Genomic DNA, 18,755 nt, shown 5'->3' with positions numbered 1-18,755 from the left:
CATGAACCAGCCAGATAAAAACGGTCATGCCCGAAAATGTCAGAAGGACGCCGGCCACCACTCCGGCGATGGCGGCGGCCGTGGTGCCGATCTTGTCGAGAAGGCCGAACATCACAGCACCCCCGAGGCGCAAAGCTCGCCTTCGCCGATGCGCGATGCATCGCCCATGCCGCGCCGCCGGGCGAGACCGACCACCATTCGGCCACCGGCACGATTGAAGGCCGTGGCGGCCGAGCAGCTTTCCAGCCAATGCCCGGCCCTGCCAAGCCGAGCCGCCGTCGAGCCGCAGGCGGCATCGGCCCCGATGTTCCATGCAAGCGAATCCATCATCGCTCGCCAGGACAGGGGGGCTTTGTCCCAATTGGGAATGCAGGCAACGAGCTTGGCCCGATAGTCGCGGTCGATCTTGGTCGACAAGCGGCTGTCACAGCCCTTCGGAGTTTCGACTGTGCCCCGTTTCACGTTGTCCGTGTCGCCGTCGCAGATCGTCCAGACGGGCGGCTTGGCGATCGTGTCGAGATAGGCGGTCAGTGATCTGCCTTCCCACGGCTTGACCAGAACATCAACAGCAAGGGCAACATCGTCAGGGACAGGCGAAGAGCCAGGCATAAGGGCCACCGTGCCGCCGGCACCGGCGGCGAGCACCACGGCAGCGATGGCCGTCCTCGCCCTCTTCGTCGCGGTCAGCTTAGCAGTCATCGTGGAAAACCCCCTGAAGGAGGTAGCGAGCGATGAAGGCCGCGAAGACGATAGCGAACGCCACGAACGGGAACACGTTCGGCGGAATGAAGCTCGTACCGGCAAGATACGGAAGGACGGCTTCGGCCGCCGTCAGCAGCCCGCCGATGATGAGAATGTGAGATGTCCACGAATGGCGCAGCACCTTCCCGGCGTTCGGTATCAGCTTCGGTTTCTTCATCCTGCTACCCCGTTGCGATTAGAGCAACAGGGTACGCGCAAGAGGTTTCCTTTGTCGCCGGGTCAGCCGATCCGAAGCCAGTGGCGCACGATCATCGACGCCTGATCGGAAAACCAAGTCAATCCCGCCCCGACGCTGACGCCGCCAAGGGCGAGGAAGCCAACGATTGTTAGGCCGGTTCTCTTCATGCCCTGCCAGTCGTCCACGGCAGGGAGAACGGTTTCCGCCTGTGTTTGGGCAAGTGTCTCTACCAGCTGCCGACTGAGTGCTAGTTCGGTCTTCACGTCAGCCATTCCTTGTGCCTGCTCATCTAGGCGGCGATGAATGGCAGCGCGGTTGGTACTGGCGGCGGTCTTTTCGTCGTTGAAATCATCACGGAGTTGCCCGACGCTCGCCCCAAGCTCACCGAGCTTGACGAGGATTTGGCCCATTATGTCGCCGCCTTGGAAGCTCTGAGGCATGCTTGCTCACTTACTGGTGATGGGATCGGCGGCATCCGGTGCGGACTGGACATCTTTCGCGCCGTCGTTGATGCCCTCAGTACCAGCCACGATGGCATCAGGTTCCGGGGCTGAGAAGACAATCCCGCAGCTTCCGCACTTCCACAGATATGTCAGATATCGATAGATATTAGGGGATAGGCACTTAGGGCACCGCATGGCTTAACCCTCCGGCATTGCGGCAATTAGGGCCGCGCTGTATTCATCCCACGTGCTGGCATATTTCGTCTGTAGAGCTGCGACATTCTCGGCCATATTCGGGCCGCCCAAAAGGTTCACCGTGGCGATGTCCTTCCGCATCTGATCAAACTTGTGATCATAGGTTACATCGACGGCAGCAATGGCGGCGGATACTTGCTCCTCGATTGTCGGCGGGTCGATCGGCAAATCGTCAAGCTCCGTGGTAGCGCCTGTCTCCAGATCAACAACAATCCGCACGGCGATCACTCCCAATAGACAGTAGCTGTCCCGAGGTCGAACGTGTCTGTTCCGTTGGTAGACGTAAGCCTGATGCGATCAAGAACGCCTCCGAGCAACTTATTGCCGCCAGAAACGAACCCGTAATAGACCGAAGACCCGTTATCCACGCCGCCTGCTAGACTAGCAATCCACTTGTTGCCGCTACCCTTAACTAGCGTAAGAATAGATGACGAGACGACAGCCGCGCCACCGGCCCAACCAGCCCAAAAGCCGGAGGTTTGATTGCCACCCGAACCACCGGAGCCAGTCGTAGAGATGGACGCGTCAGAAACATACCCGGTATTCTCGACACCGGAGGAAGTTCCGAGCTGCAAAAGCGCATGGGCTGTCCCGGACAGGCTCAGATTATCCAGCGCGATAGTGATGCGTTTTGCTGTCGCCGGAATTCCGGTCACGTCGACCGCTGTGCCCGTCAGGGTGACGGTTGCCCCACCCTTCAGCAGCCCGGTCAATTGGCTTCCGTCAACTGCCGGGAGCTTGGCGCTTCCGTCCAGCGCAAGAAGGTTGTTGGCAAGGACGCCGACACCGCGACGAGCCAGAGCGATGATATCTTTAGCAAGCGTCACGGGGGTTACTCCCAATACACATAGGCGTTGCCGCCCGTCATGTTCGCCCCGGTGTCCGTCCCGACCCTAATGCGGTCGAGGACGCCAGGAAGCGAAACATACCCAACGGTAAATCCTGCTCTAGTGCCGTCTGCGAAATGAGCGACAACCTTCCACAGGTTCCCGGATAGATTGAACAGCTCGTACAGGGCATAACATGCGTTAGAAGCCCCGCCACCGCCGCAGCCAACAAGAGCGCCCGCAGACAAGGCCGTCGTCCCATAGCCAACGGCGGCATTCACGCCGAAAAGAGTGCCGGCATATCCTGTTGTCACAACGCCGGCAGTAGTACCGAGCTGCACTTGCAGGCTGTCTGCTGTGCCCGTAGCTCTGGAAACGGCAGTCAAGTCGATTGTTATGCGACGCGCACCGGCCGGAATTCCGGTAATGTCCTTGAACGCCGCGCCGGCCAGGGGCACACTTCCCACGCTTCGCACAAGGCCGGTCAACTGGCTTCCGTCAACAGCGGGGAGTTTCGCCGAGCCGTCCAAGGCGATCACGTTCCCGGCCGCGACCCCGGTATTCTTTACCGCCGCGCTGCCTAAACCGAGGTTCGTTCTGGCTGCCGCTTGGTTGGAGACATCGGAAAGATTGTTCGCCGGCACGAGGGCACCAGCCACCGCGAATGAGCTGATGACGAATACTTCCACCTTCTCCCCAACGCTGGCTGCATTCGCCAGCGTCAGCGTCGTTGATGTCAGCGTGTAGTTATCGCTCCCCTGCGGAAATTTCACGCCCTCGTGGTAGACATCACACGCCGCCGGGTTGGCAAGCGTCTCGCCCAAGGGGAAGACCGTCTGCCCGGCCGCCGCGGTGAAGGAGATAATACGGCGGGCGACGCCAGAGAATGTCTGAGCAGTCGCCGCGCTGGCTGCCGCCGCCGTCGCGCTGGTCTGGGCATTGGCCGCGCTGATCGTTGCGGACGTCGCCGCTGCCTGGGCCTCGTCCTTGTAGTTCGCAATGGCCCCGGCGTTACCCGCGATCTGTTCCAATAACGTCGGGTCGATTTCCGCGCCGTCAGCTATGTTGGCTGGCGCTGTGAATGCGCGCTTGATCTTCTCTGCCAACTGCAACACGCGCTGAGCCATCAGGTCTAGGCCGCGCTCTATCGTCTCAGCGTAATATGCTCCTTGATTTTCAAGGTCGATGTCCTGAGTGAACGGGACATTAAGCAGGATCGTCAGCGTCTTGCCGGCCGGATAAGCAACGCTTGTAACGATCGACCCGCCAGTATCGCTGCCAACGCCTGTCACCGTGTAGTCGGTATTGAGCGCGAGAACGGATTGCGATCCGTCAGAGGAAAACAGGATGGCCTTGACGTGGCTCGCGGCATAGACTTTGAACTGGAACGGAAATATTGTGGTAGCCCCGTTACAGCTGTATGGGCCGGATCGATTTGTCTCGCTCGAAATGGTCATGTCGCGCCCTGCTCTGTTGGCAAGAACATAGCGCCAAGGGGTTTCCAGCAAATCCGGAGCAGTGGTAGACTGGCGGTTATGCTACGTATTTTTGCTATAGCCGCCACACTGACGATCGCTAGCCTTGCGCATGCTGCAAACATCATCGGGGCTGCTATCCCGGTAGATGGAGACACCATCGATATTCACGGGACACGCGTCCGCCTGGACGGAGTCGACGCGCCAGAGAGCCGGCAGACGTGTTGGGATGCGACCGGGCGGACTTACCGGTGTGGTCAAGTCTCGGCAAACGCGCTGGATAAGTTCTTGTCGGCATCGCAGCCGATCAAGTGCCGACCGACAGGACGGAGTTACGAGCGCGTCGTTGCCATTTGCCAGCGCGCCGATGGCACGGAAGTGAACCGCTGGCTGGTTGCCAACGGCTACGCGATCGATTGGCCCAAATACAGCCGTGGCAGATATGCTGGAGACCAGAACCGGGCGCGCGCCGGCCGGCTTGGGGTATGGGCCGGCCGGTTTGAGATGCCGTGCGCGTTCAGAGGGCGGGCATGCTGACGCCGTGGTGACCTGACGATCGCTTTCCGCTATAGGTTGCGTTCAATGGGGGCGTAGAATGATTGCTTTTGCCGCGCTAACTGCCGTCAAGTTGATTGACGTTGCGGCTATTTTGTCGCTCGTACTCGGTCTATTGAAAACTCCGCGCATTATCGGGTTCCCCGTTGCGCTCGTTGTTGCAATAGCCTTCTCACCAGTGGCTGACATCCTGTCCGGTCAGTTCGACTACGTCTCGATCCTTGCCACGCTATGCGCCCCGTGCATTACCTTTTCCATTGGTAAGCTCATCAGACGCGACTTTGCCTGATCACGTTCAGCAGTCATCCTTGAAACGGCCGCTGATGCATGTCCCCTCATCGCCATATTGCCCAGCCGTTCCGCCATGCCCCGGCGGTAGGAGCACCACGAATACGGCGAAGCCAATGATGGCGAGACCAATGAAAATCTTGTCTGCCATTATTTCACAGCCTCTTTCATCTCTGGGACGATTGTCCCATCAATAGCCCACCTGATCTGCGGCAACGACGCCCCAGGAGTTAGCCGCCGCATCGCCGCAATATCGGACGGCGACATGTCCCCGCGAAACGCTGCCCCAGCTACGTCCATCACGTCCTTTGCCGCACCAACGGTCGGCCCAAGATAGCTGTCCACAGCCGACCGAGACGCGAACCGGGACGCCGGCTGCTTTTGCATCCTGTCCGGCCAAAGCTTCTGCAGGCCGGCGTAGATGCCGGGAATGCCGATCTTCTCTGCTGTGTTGTTGACCTCGAACAGATATGGGAACAAACCGCTACGGTCTACTCCCTCTGCGATGAACCGACCAGGATTATCGGACAAATCATCCGATCGTCCGGCCTCAATTGTCTTCAGATAGTAAATGAACGCCCCGATGGTAGTCGAGACTATGAGGCCGGATACCATAGCAGCTTGGTCTTCCTGCAACCCCCGTAGAAACGCGCGCTGATGGGCCGCCATGGCGAAGCCACGGAACTGCGACAGGGCTCGTCCGGCTGGGGTGTGCATGAACAGCGGCACGTCGGCGAGCCCCTTCGTTACGATGATGCTGCCCACGTCCTTTGCGATGGCGGAGCGGTAGGCTTCGCGCGCCAGATCATCCGTCCATGCCTCGGTGTTCGCAGCTCTGATCGTCTTCAGGACTTGGCCATGCTCCTGAAACTGAGCAAGGATGCGCTCCGACATAGACTGATCGATGCCAAGGAAGTTCATATAGGCCTTTTCCTTGGCCGCCAAGGAACCCCACTTCTCCGCGTTCTTCAGGATGCGGTTCTGTGTAATGACGCTTGAGAAAGCCTTCTGGTAGTCATCCCACATAGGCATAAGGGTTGCCTTGGAGAACATGCGGGCCGTGTTGTTGACGAGCCGTTCAAACGGAGAGCCGATGCCATACGGGTTCGTCAGTTCCCCGTAGGTCGCCAGTGTCGCGTTGCGGACTTGCTCACCGACGACGCCGGCGGATTTGGCTTCCCCCGCCGCCATCTTGAACGCCTTCAGGTTGGTGACTAACGGGACGACACCGTCCCCTATCCAACGCTGCATTCCATGAACCATGATCGGCCGGCCGATATCTGTCAGGCTAGACAGCACAACGCCGCCCATGGTGCGCATATAGTTGAACGCCATGGCAGCATTCAGCACCTTTGCCCATCCGGACGAATTCGCGCCGGCCATGTACTGACCACGCAGCATATCGCGCACTGCCTCAAGGTCGCGTATATCGGCCTTCTCTCGATCGTTGAGCTTCACTCGCGCCTTCTCATCAGGGGCCGCCAACCTCTGTTGATCATAGTCCTTGCGGATGCGCTCAATCATCGACTTTAGATCGGGCTTCCCGTCCCCACCAAGCCGACGCGACACGTTCGACAGCTCGATATCAGCGCCCATTGTCCGCGTGTATCGGTGGGCTACATGTTCGATATCGTCGATGAGAAACGAAGCAATCTTCGCATCAGGAATAGTGAACGTGCGCTCTTTCATCGGGCCGCGAGAATTTGCAACAACACGGAACGGACTGTCCCCTTGCGTGTCGATCGCCCGACCGGTGATCTTGTTGTAGATGCTATTTACGGCCTCCTCGACATAGACTTGTCGTTCGGCCGGAAGCATGTCCGTAAGCTCGGAAACCTTTGCTTCGGACGCGGCAATCTTTCCCTTGAGCCGCTCAACGGCGGCCCGTGCCACGTCTGGATTGTACCTCTCGGCGCGCGCCACCAAATCAGCCATGCGACGAGTGCTCGCCTCGACCAGCCCCGCCGTCTGCTCCATACGGTTTGATACAGCATTGCGGAGTTCGGCCAAGGCCGCTTCCGGGTCGATCTTTTCCAGACGCTCGATCTCCTCGGCGAGGTCGGCGAGCCGGCTGATGTTCTTCGCCTCGGAAACGAACGGGTCTCCTAAGTCGCCTTGGTGTGCAAGGTCATTCGCGGCAACGGTATCGCCCTTCTCGGCAAGCGAAGCCGCCTTTGCCTCCCGTGCTGCCTTCGCTTTCGCCAGCCGGTCTTGTGCCTTGTTCGACCTTTCGAGGATCTGAGCGAAATCGTTCCGAGCCTTCTCCAGTTCGGCTGCGATCTGCTTTGGCGTCAGGTCTATGCGCTCATCCAGGCCGGTCAGCGCCTTATGCAGGCGGCCGAGCCTGTCAAGATTTTCGCCTTCCATGGCGGCGATGCGGGCATGAAGTTCGTCAACAATCCCCTGCCGGCCGACGATGTTGTTTCGGATGCGGGAAACGCGCGCATTGATCGCCGCCCGGTCAGATGCATATTTTGCATAGTCCGGGCCGGCGTTCGCAGTGGCCGTCTTCAGCTCTTGCTCAAGACCCTTGATGGTCTGCATTGGAGCCGAAGCCTTTCGGGCGCTAGACAGCCGGGCGCGGATATCGCTCAAGCTGGCGTCGGTCTCCGCAAACGCCGGGTTCGCCTCTTTCATCGCTTTCAGTTGGGCCGGCAAAGAATTGAGAAGCGCCTGGCTGTCTTCCTTTCTCAGCTCCAAGTCCGCGATCTGCGATGACCAATAGGCCGACCTTTCGGCGTGCGCATCAGTGGCGGCCTTCTCCTGCTGCGCAATGTTGTCCATCATCCATTCGCGGACGATCTGCTTGAACTGCGGCTCCTGACCCTCGATCTTCCGCACGTCATACATGCGCGTGAAATAGCTGTCGGCCGTCTCAACGCTGACATCCTCTGGAAGCATCCCGGCATCAATCGCCTTCTGCTTGAGCGGGTCAAACACGGTCTTGCGCCAGTTCTGCGCCTGCTCGGTAACGAACGAATTCCCAGCCGCGTCGATGTCCCCCGTCCGCATGGCCTGCCCCACGCGCGACCGGAATTCGTCATAGCCCATCTTCTCGCCGCCTTTGCGGGCGGTAACCCATGCGGACTTGGTGCTCTCCATGGCTTTGACGTATGCTCCGTCATAGGCCTTGACGATGGTCTCCACGGCGCGCGCCGACGCCTGTCCGGCGTAGTTCGCCTTGAGATAGATCGGGTTCTCGACGAGGTTGAGCAGGATGTTGCGCGTTTCCGCCGATGGTGATGTCAGGGCACGAAGAAGCGGGTTCATCTGGGCTGTTGCGTTGGTCGCGGCGCGCGCCACGCGACCATAAACTGTCAAGGCATCCTTGCTTGGAGCGTCAACCGCCGCCGCGCCTGCCGACGCCGGAGCGGCCTGAGTGGTCGGGGCTGATGTGGCCGCCTCATCCAAGAGGCTCTTCATATCGGCTTCGGCCACGTCAGACGCGAGCGGTTCCGTAGAGTAGACATCCCGCTCAAGCTCGGCCGCCGCCTTGTTCCATGCGACGTTATCGAGCAGTTTCGACCCGGCCGCCCCCAGCAGGCCGCCGAGCAGTGCGCCGCCACCTACGGCGATGGCATTCTCTTCCGGTGTGCGGGTAACCTGTGTTGCCTGTAGAGCTGCCGACTGTGCGCCGGCACCCACAGCGCCGGCTATGCCGCCCGCCAGGGCGGATTTAGCCACGTCATAACCGATTGCTGCGGACTGGACCATTCGCCCGGCAGGGATCAACGTCGGCCAATCTAACACCCCTGCGGCGACAGACGCGACAGTCCCGCCAAAGCCCGCCTCGCTCAGGGTCTTCCGGTCGGCGTTCTCCATGTCGATTTGTTGCGTCAGATGATCGTAAGCGTTCTGGTTGTAAACCTCCGCGAGCCGATCCGGATAATTCTCGTAGACCGTCCCCTTTGCTTTCGCGAAGGGGTCGAAGCCCGGCGTCTGCGTGTCCATGTCGGCAGACCACATCTTTGACGATGCGGCCGACCCGATAGTGTTCCCTTGCCGAAACGCCGCGTTCATAACGGGTACGAGCCCCGGAGATGTGGTGTCCTCCGTCGTGTCGGCAAGCGGGCGCGGCTCCACGCCGACGTTTCCAGGGAGGCTGTCCAGCTTAATCCAAGGCATTATTTCCCACCCTTCAAGTTCTTTTCACGCTGCGCACCCATCAGCGGCGCGGCCGGCCGCGCCGGAGCAACAGTTTTTGGAGGCCTCGTTGGTGCAGGCGGCTCTTGCGTCATTTCATTACGGTTGGCATTCAGCACATCAAACGGTGCCTGAGCCTCTTCGAGCTTCCGCTTGAGGTCAGCTCTATCCTGCTCATTAGCAGCATTTTCCGCGTCTGCTTGCCTCTGCCGTTCATCCGGTGTGACGGGTACGGCTACTGCCTGTCTTCCCGCGCCGCTCCACGTAACGGACGGCATGTCATCGGCCGTCACTTTCTGAAGTGGTTTGGCATCCGCCCCGACTGCGACAGGCTCCCCACGTTTCCAATTCTGCTGCTCGCGGGCAACGTTGAATTCGCGCTGATTATCTGGGGCTTGCTTCTCTCTCGCGGCCGTCATCGCCGCCGCCGGGTCGAACACAAGCCCTAAGCCATCCTTCGTCATGTCCACGGTGGGCAGGCCATCAGCGCCCTTGCGCCAGATCGTCACGACATAAGCAGGCGCTTGCCCAGCAGCAATGCGCGCCGCTGTGTTCGGGGCCGGCTCAATGTGGATCATATCCGGGGTGATGTCTCCCTTTGGCCCTTTGCCGACATCGGCAATCAGTTGCTCGTTGAGGTATGAGTACGAGCCATTGACCGGAGGATGATAGTTCTCCGGTGGGTACTTTATGACGATGCTCGACCCCGTTGCGTTTGTAACGCCGTACAGACGCCGAAACATCATATCGGCCCGCCCCTTGGCGATCGTAGGGTCAGCAACTTCCTCGTATTCGTTCTTGAGCAATTCTTTATAATCGGCAACCATCGTTGCGCTCTGCTTCGGGTCAAACCCGGCGGCAGGCGAGAACGAATGCCAATTGCTGAATAGCCCTGTAACAGTACCTACATTGACCTTTTCGGTAAGTTTGTTGACTTCCTTCTCGTCAACAATGCGCTGCTTGGCAGGGTCGGTCACAGCGAGATAATGAGCAACGGCTTCCTGTGGGGAGTACCCAAGGTCATCGACCATGTGGCGGTAATCAGTGCCGGCCTTTGACGCGATATCTCCGCCCTCACCCTTGAACGCCGTTTGGGATATCGTCTGGATTTGCTGCGACATCTGCATGGCGTCCAGCACGCGGGCAGGATTTCGGCTGTCCAGATTGCCGCGAATGCTATTGGTGATCGAGGTCGGAACGGTGTTCGTCTGGCGGATAAGTTCGCCAAGGACCGGCATCCTCTGTTCGGGCTTGACCGAGGATGACACCTTGTCCCAAACGGCATCATTGGCTTTTCTGCCCGCCTCCGTGTAGCCGTCGACCATCAGGTTTCCGTTCGCGAAACTGCGGATGTTGTCGCGAGCCTCAAGCTCCTTCTTGTTCTTTTCATTGTACGAATTGACGAGTCCGGCCTTCTGCCCTTCGTCAAGACTAGGGTCCTCAACGATGTCGTTCACGGACAGGGTGTCGTCGCTGGTCGCGATGCGGAGCTTGTAATGATCCTCCTGCGCAACGCTTGCGGCCTTCTGTGCCTTCAGCGCCTCAGCCTGATCGGCCGCAACTCCGGCGACCGCCGACTGACGCAACTGATCGGCGTAAGCTGGGGGAAGCCCGGACAAGGCCGCCTCGACATCCGGGGAGAAAGTCACGTCACCCATTGTCGGCTTCGGTGGGCGAAGTGTTGACAGCGAGGTGGATGACATGGCGTCTGCGGTTGGCTGGCCGGCAGAGGCCAAATAATCCGGCGATGACTTCCCGACACCGCCGATGGTCACAATACCGTTTAGACGGGACTCCATACGTCGCCCAAATTCGGCATCGGATATCTGCCCGAAGCTTTCCCACGTCGGGGTCAGACCGCGCCTGATGGCCCCGAAATTACCGGCCTCTATATCTCCCACCAGACTGCGGCCCGTGCGCGTTCGATAGTCCGCTTGTGCGAGATACCAAGCCCCCTTGTCTTGAGACGCAGGGCTGAAGTCTGGAAGGCCAAGCTTGTTGGATACTCGGTCCCAAGTTCCTTCGACGAACTGATATCGCCCTGCCGCCGTGCTGGCACCGCCTGGACCGACGCGGCGAGGATGATCGGCATATCCGGTGAACTTGCCTCCACCGTTCAGGATATCATAACTGTGTGCCTCGCCCTGCGCTGTGGTGCCTAGGAACGCATACGCGATAGGCGGCAGGCCGGTGGCGGCAAACTGGTTTGGAGCCGGCGTCGAAATGCTCGCGTGGGCGGCGTCGCGCTTCACCGCGGAGATGGCCTCCGGCTTGAGCTTTTCGAGCAAGTTCATTGCATCGTCTGGAAGAATTTCGTCCTTGTGCGTCGTGGCGTAAGTCAGCGCCGCAATCGGGTCTGTTTGCGCAAGGAACGCCGCCGCCTTCGTTCTCGCTGACGACACATAGCCCGCGTGCTCCTGAGTAATGCGCTCCGGACCCCATCCTTGCTTCGCCCCAAGGGCGTCGATTTCAGCGAGGCCGTTACCGATGTAGGTCTTGAACCGGTTCTCATCGGACGGCGACTGAATAGCCTGATCCTGAAACCCATTCATCGCCGACGTATGTTCGCCGATGAAAAATGATTTCTGACCGGCGGCGCGCGTGGCAAGCCCCTGTCGTTGCGCGTCGTTGTCTACCGCCATGACGCGGTAGTCGAATTCCTGCTGTGCAACTGGGTCAGTGATCCCAGCGCGGATTTTCGTTTTGGCGTCGTTCCACTTCTTCTGATAGTCCGGGAACGCGTCTACCGCGTTCTTTCCCTCAAGAGAGCTATACCCCTGAGTGTTCTCGTCGCCGAGATACAGGCGGTCCTTTTCGGCCATAGCCTGTTGCACGCCTACAAGCGCCTGCGACTGCGCCTGCATCTTCTGGACCTGGGCTTGCGCCTGACCGTAGGCGCTGATGCCTTCGCCTAGACCGCCAACGGCGCGCGCAATATTGCCGCCGAACGCGTCCGCGTTCACGCTGGTGTTGTCGCGGAAGTTCATGCCTGGATCGAGCTTGACGCGGTCGGCTTCGTAAACTGGAACTACTGGCATTAAATTTAACCTCCGGCCGGCACCAATGCCTTGCTCGCCATGGTCGCCTTGTACTTCGCGATGTCGGTCGCGCCGGTCAGGATCGACGTTCCCGCACCGATGATGCCTGACATGAGGGCATTGCTTCCCTGAGCTTTGTAGGCGTTCGCCTGATTGCGATAGGAAACCGCTTGGTTCCGCGTATCGTCATAGTTGCGGTAGGTGCTGGCCCGAATGGCGGCGGCGTCTTGAGCGCCTAGCGTGGCCGTATCAACCATCAGGTCGAGGGGAGAGCCAAACGTCGGATCAACTCCATTCGCAGCCATGGCCGCTTGCTGCTTGCTGACCAGCTGTGTCGTCTCGGCTTTCTGCTTGGCCTCTTCCTTCATGCCAGCGGTCATGACGTTGTGAGCCTGTTGGTCGGCTCTGATGGCGTTCTGTTGCTGTATCTTTGCGTTCGCATCCGCCGCCTGCTTCGCGGCGACGCCTTGCCCGACTGAGCTGATGGCACTAACACCAGCGCCGATCGCCATCATAGTTGCAGGGTCAACGCACATTTCATTTCCTCAGTTCGAACACTAGAAACCGATACCCAGAGAAATAAACGGCTTCATCAAAGAATTCAGCGCCTAGCCACTCAAGCCAGCGGATTGACGTTTTGTTTTCTTCCCAGACAGCATTCCTCAACGTCTTGTATCTTGCGAAGAGTATGCTTCTGAACTCTCGCGTATACCTGAGGAACTTACGCCTGTTCAGGGATATTGCGTCTGTTCCCAAGAGCCAAACGAGACCTTGGCCGGCAAGGGTGTTAATTTCGCTCGTTCCGAACATCAGCTCCGGTCGCCCGTCCATCAGCACAGTGGTTGCGTCCGATGACCCCATGGAGGCGGCGATGCCCTCCAGCGGCTGAAGTCCAACCATGGCAAGGCACTCGAATGCATCGGCCGCACGCATCCTCGGTGCGATATCGAAGCAATGTTCCATCGTCGCCGGGACGAATTCGAATTTCGCGCTCATCGGCCCATCGACACATCTGGCATAAGAGAGAGAATGGTCATCGGCAGCGGATCAAACTGCTTGATGAACATACCCCCATCCCTGTTCCAGTCTGGCATGGGCGTGATTTCGATGTCCCCGGTGAATGGCTGGATTGCTGACCCCCACGCCTCTGTAGACCGCTGCTTGAGTTCGACGATCTTTTCGTCATCCCGTCCGACATCCTTGGAGCTGACGAAGATGCCGCGTGTGTTCTCGACGCGGGCAATAACCGCAGATACAGACTTGAAACGCCCTTGCACCGAGCCAAGGCCCTGCACGTTTCCCATGTCGATTGCGAGGGTCTGGATAACCGCTTCGTACGGTATGCCGATGTGAATTTTCGACGCCGCGTTCGGTAGCGTGACAGAGCCGCCCGTAACGGTCAGATTGCGCACCACGTTTCCATCAGCCAGGGCGACTACCGTAGCGCCCTCAAGGTGGCCTAGACCGCTTACCGTGTTGATCGGCGCTCCGCTGTATGTCAGGCCGCAATCGACGAAGAACGCATCGTCTATGGCGTCGAATGATCGACTATGCAGTCGTTCGACATAGCGCTTTGTCACGCCGTTCACGGTGCGGCGGACAATAAAATATGGCACATCCTCGTCATCTTCGGCGATGCAGATAACGCATTCATATTTCGCGCCGAGTCCGCTTTCGTGGCGCGTCCACGCCCATACATCCTGCTCCTTGATGTAGGTCAGAGACACGAGCGACCCGTCATCTAGCACCACCCAAACGATGGACTCGTTAGCCTGCGCATAGGCCCATGAAACGATCTTCTTCCCCTTGAACAGGTGGCGGCTCATGATTGTCAGGTCTTTGCCGACCCAGGCATCATCTCCGTAGCTGTAGGAGAAATCACGGACAACGCCGCCCGATCGCTGGGCAAACAGGATCGTTTCGCCAACGGCGATCGGTTGGAGCTGCTGTGACCCACGGTAGCCCTGATTGCCGATGACGATAGCTGATGGCGTAATAGCGTCTGACTTCGAACCGCCAGTCACAACCCATTCGGCCGACGATGTCAGCAGCATGAGGCCGTATCTGGCGGCAAGCATGGCTTGGATAATGTTGATCTGCCGGGCCCGCATCCGAAACGTAATGCTGTCGCTGTCCTTTGCCGGCGATGCGTAGCCGAAATTCTCATAATTGGCCGTCTGGCTGATGTAGACGGCCTGTGGCTCATTGTCCGACGAGGCTAAGGCAAGCCGCTGCTGGATGAATGTGACGGCCCTGGGGTAGTTTCCAGCGCCGGAGAATGGATTGCGCCCCTGCTGCGGACCATCTGCCTTGTCCGGGGTGATGTTCTCATCGTCGAGCAAGAGATCGGTGGTCGACCCGATATAGCCGAACGATCCATTCAAGAATTTGTAGACGACATATTTCGACGCGCCGGTAACGGCCGGCCACGTAATCCGGTTGATACCGCCGTCAATCGATAGATCATTGACGCACGTCGCCTCAGCAGTCGGCAAGCTCTCTTCGCTCGTCGCCTCGCTGATGGCCGCGACCTTGTATCGGTAGGTGTGCGCGATGTAGCCTGTTTTCCCCGACGTGCTCGACTGGACGGCGGCCGTGCAAGACGCTGGCGGCTGCATGGCCGGGGTGAACGTGACATCCGCAAACGTCCAGTTGTTATCCGCATACCGAGAGAGCTTGCGGACTGGATACGCGCGATGCGCGATGTACATCACATCCGCCTCTTGGGCGAATGACAGTGTTGCGAGATCGGCGGCGGCATATGGCGAGGAAATCTCATAGACACCGCCGCCTGACGCCAGTATCAACCCGCCATTGCGCCAAAATCGGATATATCCGACACCGAATTCCAGCGCATATGACTGCGTCTCATTGAACTGGAATGGGATTAGGACGCTATTGTTTGCGCTGCTTTTGGTCTCACCAAGGTATTCTGTTCCAGGTCTGTTGCTGATGCCTCCGTGCGGGTGGACAAAAACATTCTTGGCCTGCTTCAGGCCTGTCGAGTATCGAGCAATATCAGTCCTCGCCCAAAGAGCGGGCGACAGCTCGCCGCCAACGAAGGCGGGCTGATATAGCCGCGTGCTCATTCGAACACCCCATTCAGTTCATCGTGGGCGTCCTCGTAGGTTGACCCTGTCCGCGATGTGGTGCGGGCGTCGTTGGCGTCAGCCGCCTTAGCAACAGCCGCCGCCTGTTGCGCGGCCCCGGACGCGTTTCGTTGCAGGTTGATGTCTCGCGTAAGCGGCATGGCGAGACGCATCGATAGATGCCAAGCCAGCGCGTCAACAAACAGCGGCGGAAACTTCCCGCTATCCTCAACACGCTTGACGTAGACGAGAACCAATGGCGACAGGTTGCTATACAGCACACCTCCAGAGTAGTCATACTTATACGATGGGTTCGAAATGCCGTCGTCGATATAGGGGATAAAGTCCGATGTAGTCGACGCCACGGGCTCGATATACCTTACCGACAGCACATCGGCCGGCATGGCAAATGCATGAAGCCACGCGCCTGCCCTGTCGTTCGCTTGCTCAGACAAGACCTGACGGCCGATGGCGAAGCGCCACGGATAAGACGAGAGCAGCGCATCTCTAGCTTGACCATAAAAGCGCGTGCAGTATCGCGCTTCCGCGCTGGCGTCATCCAGCGATGAGATCGTATCCTTGCCGATATTGCTGAGCGCTAGATTGCAGATCGAGACAATGGACGCCATGACCAACCTTCAGAAACAACATAGGCCCGATGATCCGGGCCTATGGTTTCCGTTATGAACTGGAGTTCTCCCGTTCACTCGGGAGGCTGAAGGTCAGTAGGTGGGGGCCAGGTAACGTCCTGATAATCCGCCGTATAAGTGTGCCCGTCGTTGGCGTCGTTCCGGCGCTTCAGCTCCGCGTCGATACCGTCGCGGGTAAACCCGTCATCGCCTGGGCCGGGGCCGTGGCCGTCAACCATCGGCTCAATGATGCCGTCGTCGTAGCTCTCGCCCGTGTTGACGCCGTCTTTATTGATGAGCCAGCGCATGGTTTCCTCCTTATGCGTAATAGATATTCTGGCCAACGATATCTCCGGCCGTCAGCGCGCCTGTATCGCTGTCGGCGGACCCTGTGGTCAGCGCGAAGGCAACACCGACCGAAAAACTCTCGCCGATTGGCCCGAAATCGATATCGTAGCTATCGGACGGTTTGAGTGCGAATACCGCAACGGGGACATCTGTCCCGACTGTTGGGGCTGACGCTTTGTTGTAGAGCTTGAGGTAGCGGACGGCCGCCGCAGCGTTATAGCCGCGCACTTTATACAGGCGGCCGGCCGCGCTCTTGACAGACGTCGCATTCGTCGATGCCGCAGCCGATAGCAGGCGGTTCGGAAACCCATAACCACCAGAGCCAGCAGTCGGAGAGAGCGAGCTGATAGATACGCTTCCGCCAGCGATGGACGGCGCGATATCTTGCATCATCGAAACGGGAACGGCCCGCACGTTCATCGTGCCGGAGGTGTAAGCCGTAGCGCGGATGCGCATCGCCAACGCTCCAGGGGCGTAGACTTCATATGCCGCCAGCGTGGAAATACTGGAAACTGACGTAGCCGGCGACCCGCCGCTTACCGATTGAGCAGACGCGGCCACCCAGTTTGATAGAGACGGCTCATAGCAGGCCTCAAAACTGAGAGCGATGCCGGCGAACGTCCCCCACCATGCGAACACCGCGCCATTCTGAGCGGCGACGGGGACGACGACTGTTTGACCGCTTGCGGTGATAGAGCCGGACACAACACCTGACTGAGAAAGGTCCTCGAACGGCAGAACACCGCGCGCGCCCATATAGAGATCACTAACCGACTGCACCATTTGAAACGCCCCATTTGAGAAGGGCGGGCCTAAGCCCGCCCGGTTTTACTTGGTGGCAGCTTGCGGTACCCAATCCGCAGGAGCGCCGAGCGCTTCGGCTACACCGTTCCCCTGTGGCTCTTCGGGCTCTGTGGCGTCGTCGGCCTTCTTCTTTCGGCCGCGCTTGCCATCAGGTTCCAGCGCCGTCCCGCCGCTGTTGCCTTCGTCGTCGTCATCCTCATCAGTGGCGATGACATCGACGGGGGCGAGAACGGTCTTGACAGGTTCGACCCACTTCGGTCGGAGCTTCTTGTCCGCCCACAGCGCGTCGTCGATTTCGAACTTCTCGCCGGGCTCTCGGATGCGGCTGCCGATATAGCCCCTGTAGAGCGCGCGGACACGCATCAGAAAGACACCCCGTTCGACTGCACCCCGGCGACGATGCCGGCAGTGATCTTGCCGGTGGTCGGCGCTGTGCCGGTAACGGTGTACTTCAGGCGGCCGTACTGCAGGGTGATGCCGCGAGGAAGATCGTCCTCGTAGATCTGCATGCCGGCCTTGAGCTGAGCCAGGGTGTAGATGCCGAGTGGAAGGGTCTTGTCAGGCGTGAACGTGGTGGTGCTGTCGAGTTCCAGATCAATCTGGAGCGAGGTCAGGTTGTTGAAGTCCTCGACGACCTGGACGAGCAGGCCGACTTCATCGCCCTTGCCGAAGTCCAGGTTCTTGGTCCGGGGGGAGATGGGGCCGAAGTCGATGGTGTTGGTAGAGGCGGCTGTCGCGGTGATCGCCTGAGCGTCCGAGAACATCGCCTGATTGTCCAAGATCATGGTGTTTCCCTTTGTCCTAGGCCGTGCGGCCTGTCGGATGAAAGAAGCGCCCGCTTAGGCGGGCGCGTCAGAATTCATCAGCCGGAATAGGCCGGGAGGGCGGCCTCGGTGTTGAGCAGCGCATCCGTCTCGCGGATCGGAATGCCGCGATAGGTCAGCACTTCCTTGCCTTCCATGTTGTCGCGCTTGAGGCCGGGGGCGTTGTAGTTGTAGCTGCCGGCGTTGTTCACCAAGGACCGGTCGGACGACTGAGCGTCGAGCATTTCCAGCACGTCGCGGTTCATGTAGATGGCGATGCGGCTGGAGATGGCGTTGAGCCGGCGCGACTGGAGGCGATAGTAGGCCTCACGCAGCAGCTTCCAGATGTCCACCGAGCCCGAAAGCATGTCGGAAACGTCGATGTTGGCGATACGGGCGTTGTAGCGCCAGTCCTTGACGAACATGCCGACGTGCCAGGAGAACAGCGTAGACTTGACGTAGAACTTGTTGCCGGCGGCATCGAGCGTCACTTCCTCGCCCTTGTCCTGCACCTGCACGCCGGTCGGGATGCCCTCTGGCGTCAGCAGCGACGTAGCGTGATCGCCCCAGGTAACGAACCAGATCGATGTGTTGTCGGCGCCACGGCCGCCGCCGTCGATGACCTGACCAGCCGCAACGTTGGGCTTGGTCGAATTCGGGCCGTCGTAATAGGCGTTGTAGCGGGCGGCGAGCCCCTTGAACTTCTCCGGCGTGGTGGCAACGTCGTGGTAGAAAATGCCGGTCGCCATCTCCTGGTTCATCGCTTCCAGGAACGGCGCGCTGTCGGTGAGGCGCTGCTTGGCGGCGTCCTTGGCGAGAGCGAGCAAGCGAACGTCGATTTCCGAACGGGCTTCGAGGAAGCCGGTGGTGTCGTCGACCTGCTGCACGGTGGCCTTGGACTGCGGCACGCCCTTGTAGAGGCGTCCCCAGGCGACGGAGGGCAGACCGGTGCGGATCATGTGGCGGTGCGTGGCCTGCTGGTTGCAGGTCGTGACCATCGCGTCATCCAGAACCGGGTTCTGCTGTGCCAGGATTTCGAGAACCGTGCCTTCGGCGCTCTGCTTCTGAGCGTCGATCAGGTTCGGGTAGTAGGTTCCAACCGTTGCCATGTGTCATTC

20 protein-coding genes are annotated in these 18,755 nt (G+C 59.5%); 2 read left to right on the top strand and 18 right to left on the bottom strand.

Annotated elements, in window-relative coordinates; genetic code table 11:
- Positions 1 to 111: 111 nt before the first annotated feature.
- From G522_RS0123680 to G522_RS29310, 6 genes are all read right to left on the bottom strand, one after another.
- Positions 112 to 699 carry a lysozyme gene (locus tag G522_RS0123680; RefSeq protein WP_026793149.1) on the bottom strand — a complete coding sequence of 196 codons (588 nt, stop codon included), beginning with the start codon at positions 697 to 699 and terminating at the stop codon, positions 112 to 114.
- Positions 689 to 919, bottom strand: coding sequence for a DUF7940 domain-containing protein (locus tag G522_RS0123675; protein ID WP_026793148.1), 231 nt, complete (start codon positions 917 to 919; stop codon positions 689 to 691). Before G522_RS0123675 ends, G522_RS0123680 begins: the two co-directional genes overlap by 11 nt.
- A gap of 62 nt (positions 920 to 981) precedes the next feature.
- Positions 982 to 1,350, bottom strand: coding sequence for a DUF1515 family protein (locus tag G522_RS0123670; RefSeq protein ID WP_169453597.1), 369 nt, complete (start codon positions 1,348 to 1,350; stop codon positions 982 to 984).
- 231 nt (positions 1,351 to 1,581) lie between these two features.
- The gene (locus tag G522_RS0123665; protein WP_156887041.1) at positions 1,582 to 1,857 is read right to left on the bottom strand and encodes a hypothetical protein; all 276 of its coding nucleotides are present in this window, start codon (positions 1,855 to 1,857) and stop codon (positions 1,582 to 1,584) included.
- Between the two features lie 5 nt (positions 1,858 to 1,862).
- The gene (locus G522_RS0123660) at positions 1,863 to 2,465 is read right to left on the bottom strand and encodes a hypothetical protein (protein ID WP_026793145.1); all 603 of its coding nucleotides are present in this window, start codon (positions 2,463 to 2,465) and stop codon (positions 1,863 to 1,865) included.
- A gap of 5 nt (positions 2,466 to 2,470) precedes the next feature.
- Complete coding sequence (locus G522_RS29310; protein WP_026793144.1) at positions 2,471 to 3,922, bottom strand: hypothetical protein; 1,452 nt, start codon at positions 3,920 to 3,922, stop codon at positions 2,471 to 2,473.
- 78 nt (positions 3,923 to 4,000) lie between these two features.
- Here G522_RS29310 and G522_RS0123650 point away from each other — a divergent pair, with 78 nt between their 5' ends.
- Complete coding sequence (locus tag G522_RS0123650) at positions 4,001 to 4,477, top strand: thermonuclease family protein (RefSeq protein WP_026793143.1); 477 nt, start codon at positions 4,001 to 4,003, stop codon at positions 4,475 to 4,477.
- A 58-nt stretch (positions 4,478 to 4,535) separates the two neighbouring features.
- Positions 4,536 to 4,784: a hypothetical protein gene (locus G522_RS0123645; protein WP_026793142.1), complete on the top strand. Its 249-nt coding sequence runs from the start codon at positions 4,536 to 4,538 to the stop codon at positions 4,782 to 4,784.
- A gap of 6 nt (positions 4,785 to 4,790) precedes the next feature.
- On the opposite strand, the gene G522_RS30200 is transcribed toward G522_RS0123645, so the two are convergent.
- The 12 genes from G522_RS30200 to G522_RS0123585 all read right to left on the bottom strand — a co-directional run bounded on the left by G522_RS30200 (position 4,791) and on the right by G522_RS0123585 (position 18,746).
- A complete protein-coding gene (locus G522_RS30200; RefSeq protein WP_156887040.1) occupies positions 4,791 to 4,934 on the bottom strand; it encodes a hypothetical protein in 144 nt (47 codons plus the stop codon).
- The gene (locus G522_RS0123635; RefSeq protein ID WP_156887039.1) at positions 4,934 to 8,734 is read right to left on the bottom strand and encodes a coiled-coil domain-containing protein; all 3,801 of its coding nucleotides are present in this window, start codon (positions 8,732 to 8,734) and stop codon (positions 4,934 to 4,936) included. Before G522_RS0123635 ends, G522_RS30200 begins: the two co-directional genes overlap by 1 nt.
- A 173-nt stretch (positions 8,735 to 8,907) precedes the next feature.
- Positions 8,908 to 11,964: a lysozyme family protein gene (locus G522_RS29305; RefSeq protein WP_051229179.1), complete on the bottom strand. Its 3,057-nt coding sequence runs from the start codon at positions 11,962 to 11,964 to the stop codon at positions 8,908 to 8,910.
- Positions 11,965 to 11,969: 5 nt separating this feature from the next.
- A complete protein-coding gene (locus G522_RS29300; RefSeq protein ID WP_051229177.1) occupies positions 11,970 to 12,500 on the bottom strand; it encodes a virion core protein, T7 gp14 family in 531 nt (176 codons plus the stop codon).
- 1 nt (position 12,501) lies between these two features.
- Positions 12,502 to 12,960, bottom strand: a complete 459-nt coding sequence (locus tag G522_RS0123620) for a phage protein Gp13 family protein (RefSeq protein WP_026793140.1) — start codon at positions 12,958 to 12,960, stop codon at positions 12,502 to 12,504.
- The gene (locus G522_RS0123615) at positions 12,957 to 15,053 is read right to left on the bottom strand and encodes a phage nozzle protein (RefSeq protein ID WP_026793139.1); all 2,097 of its coding nucleotides are present in this window, start codon (positions 15,051 to 15,053) and stop codon (positions 12,957 to 12,959) included. Before G522_RS0123615 ends, G522_RS0123620 begins: the two co-directional genes overlap by 4 nt.
- On the bottom strand, positions 15,050 to 15,682 hold the full coding sequence (locus G522_RS28450) for a phage connector family protein (RefSeq protein ID WP_051229175.1): 633 nt from the start codon (positions 15,680 to 15,682) through the stop codon (positions 15,050 to 15,052). The genes G522_RS0123615 and G522_RS28450 overlap by 4 nt, the downstream gene beginning before the upstream one ends.
- Before the next feature lie 74 nt (positions 15,683 to 15,756).
- Complete coding sequence (locus G522_RS0123605; RefSeq protein WP_026793138.1) at positions 15,757 to 15,990, bottom strand: hypothetical protein; 234 nt, start codon at positions 15,988 to 15,990, stop codon at positions 15,757 to 15,759.
- A gap of 10 nt (positions 15,991 to 16,000) precedes the next feature.
- Entirely contained in the window at positions 16,001 to 16,813 is an 813-nt protein-coding gene (locus G522_RS30195; protein ID WP_156887037.1) for a hypothetical protein, read from the bottom strand.
- Positions 16,814 to 16,858: 45 nt separating this feature from the next.
- Positions 16,859 to 17,197 (bottom strand): hypothetical protein, encoded by a 339-nt coding sequence (locus G522_RS0123595; RefSeq protein WP_026793136.1) that lies wholly within the window; start codon positions 17,195 to 17,197, stop codon positions 16,859 to 16,861.
- Positions 17,197 to 17,619 (bottom strand): Bbp16 family capsid cement protein, encoded by a 423-nt coding sequence (locus G522_RS0123590; protein WP_026793135.1) that lies wholly within the window; start codon positions 17,617 to 17,619, stop codon positions 17,197 to 17,199. Before G522_RS0123590 ends, G522_RS0123595 begins: the two co-directional genes overlap by 1 nt.
- Positions 17,620 to 17,696: 77 nt before the next feature.
- Positions 17,697 to 18,746, bottom strand: coding sequence for a major capsid protein (locus tag G522_RS0123585; protein WP_026793134.1), 1,050 nt, complete (start codon positions 18,744 to 18,746; stop codon positions 17,697 to 17,699).
- Positions 18,747 to 18,755 lie beyond the last annotated feature (9 nt).

It is taken from the genome of Pleomorphomonas oryzae DSM 16300 (assembly GCF_000422965.1).
In the GTDB taxonomy this organism is placed as follows: domain Bacteria; phylum Pseudomonadota; class Alphaproteobacteria; order Rhizobiales; family Pleomorphomonadaceae; genus Pleomorphomonas; species Pleomorphomonas oryzae.
Note: the sequence above shows the minus strand (reverse complement) of the source record. Positions and strands in the feature narration are given on the sequence as shown.